At 49.6% G+C, this 4,039-nt stretch carries 3 protein-coding genes; all 3 read right to left on the minus strand.

Going from position 1 to position 4,039, the window contains the following annotated elements; translation table 11 throughout:
- Window positions 1-129: 129 nt before the first annotated feature.
- Window positions 130-1,278: a glycosyltransferase family 4 protein gene (locus tag VQ042_RS24830; protein WP_331822936.1), complete on the minus strand. Its 1,149-nt coding sequence runs from the start codon at window positions 1,276-1,278 to the stop codon at window positions 130-132.
- The gene (locus VQ042_RS24835) at window positions 1,278-2,594 is read right to left on the minus strand and encodes a phenylacetate--CoA ligase family protein (RefSeq protein ID WP_331822937.1); all 1,317 of its coding nucleotides are present in this window, start codon (window positions 2,592-2,594) and stop codon (window positions 1,278-1,280) included. The genes VQ042_RS24830 and VQ042_RS24835 overlap by 1 nt, the downstream gene beginning before the upstream one ends.
- Window positions 2,595-2,675: 81 nt before the next feature.
- Window positions 2,676-3,521 carry a glycosyltransferase family 2 protein gene (locus tag VQ042_RS24840; RefSeq protein ID WP_331822938.1) on the minus strand — a complete coding sequence of 282 codons (846 nt, stop codon included), beginning with the start codon at window positions 3,519-3,521 and terminating at the stop codon, window positions 2,676-2,678.
- Window positions 3,522-4,039: the final 518 nt, after the last annotated feature.

Below are 4,039 nucleotides of genomic sequence, written 5' to 3' on the forward strand. Positions count from 1 at the left end.
ATGCAGAAGGACGGCTCAAAGGAATCCTTGAAGGGGAAATTCCAAAGGGCAGGCTGGGACAATGCATTCCTCTCTCGCCTGCTCAGCCTGTTCTGAAATGCGATTGCCCTGCAACACACCCTGTAGCGACTATACAAACCTCAAGCGACGCTTTAAGATCGCGGCTAATCGGCCTGCTTGAAACTCCGGGCTGATTTCATCATTAACGCGCAAATAATCTTGGGCAGATTGCACTTTCAGCCGGTTCTCTATTAGCTCCCGCATCCGTTTCGCGAGCTCTAGCGACGAGCTTGAACGATATATCCAGCCATTCTGATCCTCTTTTACAAGCGCGGCAGCCCCCATTCCCGAGCTCACAATGCTGGGGCAACCGAGCTGCATCGCATCATTGACACGGATTCCCCAAGGTTCGTTTGTTCCAGTCGCGACAAATAGATCGGATGTGCGGTATAAAGTGATCAATTCGTTGAGCTGTACAAAACCGCGAAATTCGATCGGTAGATACAACGCCGACGACTTATTCTCCATCTGTCTGGTCTGCAGGCCGGCACCGGTAACGATGCACCTGAATTGGTCACCCAAACCCCAACGTACAAGATGTTCTGCTGCATCAACTAACGTCGCTGGTGACTTGTGTCTGCAATGAGTTCCACTCAGAAGAAATATCAATGGTCCTGGGCGGCAAGGAGCAGGACGTTGAGGCAGAACCATTTCGGGGCGAGCGGAAATGAGGGGCGGCGGATAATATCCGAACTTCTCGATCTTGGAGAGTGGCCAACCCACCTGTCGCAGTCGATCCGTTGAATCACCCGAGAAAGAGACAATGAAGCGGCTCCCCTTGATATATTTTTCGACTTTGTAGCGCAGGTATGTGCGAATAAAAGCTTCCTTAGCGACTCGCCCGAAGACATTTTTCTCCATATTCTCAGGTGCTTCCGACGCGATAACGTACTCTACGTTTAGAGCCAACGCCGTATCAAGCAATCTCTTATACAAAGGGTTGCCATGATAGGCGCAGAACATGTGGATCCCTCTCGCGCGTTCTGTCAAAATCCGCAGCGCATCTTCCATGGAAGGAGCGACAGCTAAGAAACTTTCCTGCGGGAATTCGTCGGAACGAAAACCCGCGTGCAGTCGAAGGCCAGGGTCTGCGGCGCCACATATTACAACGTCGATCTCGGCAGGATAAATATCCTTCAGGGCGAGGTAGGTGGCAGCGGTAGAACGGCAATAACTATGCCCCCAGATTGTAAACTGCGTAGGAGACGACCGCGACATCAGGAAAGATCGCTCGTGACAAACTTCAACTTTCCGCGGTCGTTCACAAGACTTCCTTCCGTGCTGAGCACAATGGGGGTGCCCTCGCAGACCTCCTCCAATGTTTTCAAAATTTCCTCTTCATGTCTCCTAGTCCAATGCTCATTCGGAATGAATCCAACCTCAAGAGTATGATCCGATCTCTGATGCACATGAAATCCGTTAATTGCCTCGACATAGGAATCAAAAATAGTCGTCCAAAATTCTCCCGGTACTCTGCGACCATTCTTAAGAACAATAGTGTCGGAAGTCCGACCCTTCACAAAATCCAAAATGGGGAGCTGATCACCGAGAGGCAGGGAGGAAGCTAACAATCGGCTTCGGTCTCCTACCTCATATCTGATCAACGGGAATGCGCGGTTGAGTAAATCCGTGATCGCGATGTCCCCGAATTCTCCTATTGGCGCCACCCGCTTCCTATCATCCAATATTTCGACGGTCCGGATGTCCCAATCAATATCAAGCCCAGTCCGGTCCACGCGCTCGGCCGCGATCCAATAGAATTCTGAACACCCGTACTGGCTGTATACCGGAACACCAAAAACGTCCTCTAGTTCATACCTAAGATATACCGGCAAAGGCGCCGCCGTACTCCATATAAACTTTAGATTAGGGAGACTAATATTATTGCTCTTTAAATAGTCCGCGAGTATTTTAAGCGCTCCGACGTATGCTACAATATAACGCGCCCGAGTATCGATCATATGGCGGACAAAGCGTGACATATTTTTCTCAGACATTTCGGTTGCACTGAGATAAGTTCGTCGTGTAGGATAGTATAATAGACGTCTCAGCAGTTCCGATTTACCTTTAGGAACAACGCGGTAAATGTATCCCGAGTTATCCGCCGGCGATACACCCCAAGCTCGCAGCCGACGCCAACTAACTACTTCGACCGCGTGGTCCGGATCAACCCCTACAACAATCGGGACACCCGTTGACCCCCCGGTTGAGGATAGCTCTATATGCCTCGAAGAGTATTCAGACGACATGATTCCTGAAAAATTACTTTTGACTTCATCGCGAGTGAGCGTTGGCAATTCAAAAAAGTTCGAGTCCTCGGATATATCTTTTTGTCGGAAACCTGCTTTGTTATATTTTTCGCGATAGTAAGGACAAAATTCATAAGCGTACGCAACCATTAAGCCTCTACGCTCTTGCTGGATTGCCCACAATTCCCTAGCCGAGATAGAATCGATATCAACCAAATGAGCAAGCGTATTTCTCGCTCTAGGGCGGGCCGCTCTATATTTCAACTCAAAAAACCTATTTTTCAATCTCAATATCCTCAATGGAGGGCCCGAAAACTTATGACGTTCGACTAATATTCCCGCTCTATACTCGTGTTTTATTGTAGGCTAAAATATCTCAGAAAGCTTTTTTCCTCTATTGATGAAATTGTCCCATGACCCGGATAGATACGAGAAAGAAGTTAATTTGCTTAATGCTGATAGCGGTGGGCTATAAATCCGGCTGTACTTGGTGGCAACTAGGTCCCGGACTAATTCAACGTGCGTCCGCTCCGAACGCTTACTCTCCGCAATTGCTTTCTGATGAGGGTCACCGTCTGCTGCGAACATATGTCCAGATACTTTTGCGTCTCTATGAAGTCTAAGGGCCCAAGTATAGCCTTTCAATCGAACAAATTCTTCTTTAGCCAAAGCGAACCGCCACCATAGTTCCGTATCCATCTGGTAGTCAAGTTCTACGTTAATCCCGCCGACTCGGTCATACAGTTCTCTAGAGAAGAACGCTGACGGACCTCCCGCGGCCAGCAAGCCAAAACTGAGATGCCAAGAACTAAACCCCTCGCCTTTCCAGCATTTTAGCACTATATCTTCGTTATCGATCCAGATTACGTTTCCAAGCACCCAGGATAATGCTGGCTTTTGCAGAAAGACACGGGATACCTCGCTAAGGGAACCTGGTAGAAGCAGATCATCAGTGTTCAACCAAGTCAGCACATCGCCGGTCGCGTGCGAAAATCCTTTGCGAAGTGCGTCGCTTTGACCCTTGTCCGGTTCTGATACGCAAAATGAAATTCTGTCTCGGTAGCGGTCCACAATCTGCATTGTATCGTCTGTACTTTCGCCGTCTACAAATAAGATCTCCCAGTTTTCATAATCCTGTGAAAAGACTGAGAGAAGAGAATTCTCGACAAATTTCGCCTGATTAAAGGACGGCATCACAATAGAGATTTTCATATACGGTTAAATCCTCACAGCTCATCAAATTTCTGAACTTGTTCGTACCGTGCGTGTCCGGGCTCGCACGATGCTGATCAACGCTGTTCGCGGCCACTGCGCCGAATTCGGTATTATCGCTCCACAAGGGGGCGGGCCGAGTAGGCGATCTGGCCGCTCAAATCCGTCAGGCGGATAAGGCGCGCCTCCCGGATCTTGCCAAGAGTGTCCTTTCAGCGCTGGTCGAGCAACTCGACGCTTTGGCGGTTCAGATTCGGACGCTTGAACATTAGCTCCAGGCCTGTGACCGCACCCGACAGATCGCTCCATCAAACCAACTTCATACTTGCAACGCAGGGGCCATCCACAGATGACAGTCCCCGGCCATCAGCATTCTGCCCGACGCCGACACCATTATCGCCTGGACCGGAAACGCCGCAATTTCGTTCTGAAGGCGAATTGCTGGGATTTATGGCGATTGTTTTGGTTGGCGGTGACGCTGGTTCAGGTGCTGGATGGCATCCGATCGGCCGTCATCG

The organism is Aurantimonas sp. A2-1-M11 (genome assembly GCF_036549475.1).
Classification (GTDB): domain Bacteria; phylum Pseudomonadota; class Alphaproteobacteria; order Rhizobiales; family Rhizobiaceae; genus Aurantimonas.

Bases quoted from the DNA above. Each gene is read 5' to 3' on its own strand.
- VQ042_RS24840 (WP_331822938.1), bottom strand. From the start codon at position 3,521: ATGAAAATCTCTATTGTGATGCCGTCCTTTAATCAGGCGAAATTTGTC.
- VQ042_RS24830 (WP_331822936.1), bottom strand. From the start codon at position 1,278: ATGTCGCGGTCGTCTCCTACGCAGTTTACAATCTGGGGGCATAGTTAT.